Origin of the sequence: Polaromonas sp. (assembly GCF_031411155.1) — a bacterium.
Taxonomy (GTDB): Bacteria; Pseudomonadota; Gammaproteobacteria; order Burkholderiales; family Burkholderiaceae_C; genus Polaromonas.
This window is the reverse complement of the sequence record NZ_JANOAL010000308.1, coordinates 1-1,639: the sequence shown is the minus strand read 5'-3', so window position 1 is coordinate 1,639 and position 1,639 is coordinate 1. Positions and strand designations below refer to the sequence as shown.

General features: G+C 61.5%; 2 protein-coding genes. Both read right to left on the bottom strand.

What is annotated here, in order from left to right; genetic code table 11:
- Nucleotides 1–33: 33 nt before the first annotated feature.
- Nucleotides 34–570, bottom strand: a complete 537-nt coding sequence (locus tag RMO23_RS18220) for a GrpB family protein (RefSeq protein WP_309684268.1) — start codon at nt 568–570, stop codon at nt 34–36.
- A gap of 144 nt (nt 571–714) precedes the next feature.
- Nucleotides 715–1,639 (bottom strand): DUF3362 domain-containing protein (locus RMO23_RS18215; RefSeq protein WP_309684267.1); only part of this gene is annotated, 925 nt, incomplete at its 5' end.

Below are 1,639 nucleotides of genomic sequence, written 5' to 3'. Positions count from 1 at the left end.
CTTTAACCGGTCGCGCCACGGCTGATCAAAGATTCAGCCCTTTTCAAGCACGGAACGAATAAATTCGGCCTTGCCCTCGGTATAGGCTTCCCGGTCCCGGATGTGGGCGGCGGCCAGCTGGTCCTTGAGCCGCGAATAGTGCTGCGCCAGCGCCGCATCAGAGCGCAACATATCGCGAAACCGCAGCCTTTCAAACCAGACCGGCCCGGCATAAACCACCAGGTGCAGGTGATGGCTGCGGTGCCCATTGGCCCAGCGCATCAGCCACTTGCGGTCGGTCAGGGTTTGATTGAAGGCCGCCGAAGTCGTGTAGCCAAAGTTGCACAAGGGCTCGATCAGCGCCTGGGCCACGGCCATGGCCGCCACCCCTGCCATCAGGTCGATCACCGGCTTGGCCCGCAGGCCAGCCACGGCGGTGCTGCCGATGTGTTGAACCTCAATCAGCTGCGAAGGGAACTGGCGCATGAGCCGCTCGCGCTCGGCCTCGAACAGGGCCGGCCATTGCGGGTTGAAGGCCACCAGCGCCACTTCCTCATCGATGGCCTGCTGCAGGGAGTCGCTGTCAGTCATTGGCTAGCACCGCAATAAGCAGCTCGTGTTGAGACATAACCGGCCAAACTGCGTCACCTTATTGCTATTATTTTCATAGCAAAAAATGCATATAAATATTGGGCCAGAGGCCTGTTTGACCTCTAAAACCCGGTTTGGAGGCGGTCAGCGCGACTTGCGCGCTGGTGGTTTGCCAACAGCCTTGCCCGAACCGTTGTCGCGCGGTGGCAGGCCGGTGTGCTGGGTCAGGATGCGGCCCTTGACGGGCGTTGCGGGCTTCAGCGCCACGGTGGTCGAGTTTTTGCGCCGGGCGCTCTGATAGCTGCCGTCGGTCAGCGGCTGGAAGGTCGGAATCAAATGGTGCTTGCCGTTGCCAATCAGGTCGGCGCGGCCCATGGCCTTGAGGGCGTCGCGCAGCACCGGCCAGTTGTTGGGATCGTGGTAGCGCAAAAACGCCTTGTGCAGGCGGCGGCGGCGCTCGCCGCGCACGATGTCCACCGTTTCACTGGTTTCGGTACTGCGCGTGATCTTGCGCAACGGGTTTTTGCCGGTGTGGTACATCGTCGTGGCCGTGGCCATCGGTGACGGATAAAAGGTCTGCACCTGGTCGGCGCGAAAGCCGTTTTTCTTGAGCCAGATCGCCAGGTTCATCATGTCTTCGTCGCTGGTGCCGGGGTGGGCGGCGATGAAATAGGGAATCAGAAACTGCTTTTTGCCGGCCTCGGCACTGAACTTGTCAAACAGCTGCTTGAACTTGTCGTAGCTGCCGATGCCGGGCTTCATCATCTTGGTCAGCGGCCCCTGCTCGGTGTGCTCGGGCGCAATCTTGAGGTAGCCGCCGACGTGGTGCGTGACCAGCTCTTTCACATACTCAGGGCTTTGCACCGCCAGGTCGTAGCGCAGGCCGCTGCTGATGAGGATTTTCTTCACGCCCTTGAGCTCCCGCGCGCGGCGGTACATCTTGATCAGTGGCGCGTGGTCGGTGTTCAGGTTCGGGCAGATGCCCGGGTAGACGCAGCTCGGTTTGCGGCAGGCCGATTCGATCTCGGGCGACTTGCAGCCGATGCGGTACATGTTGGCCGTGGGGCCG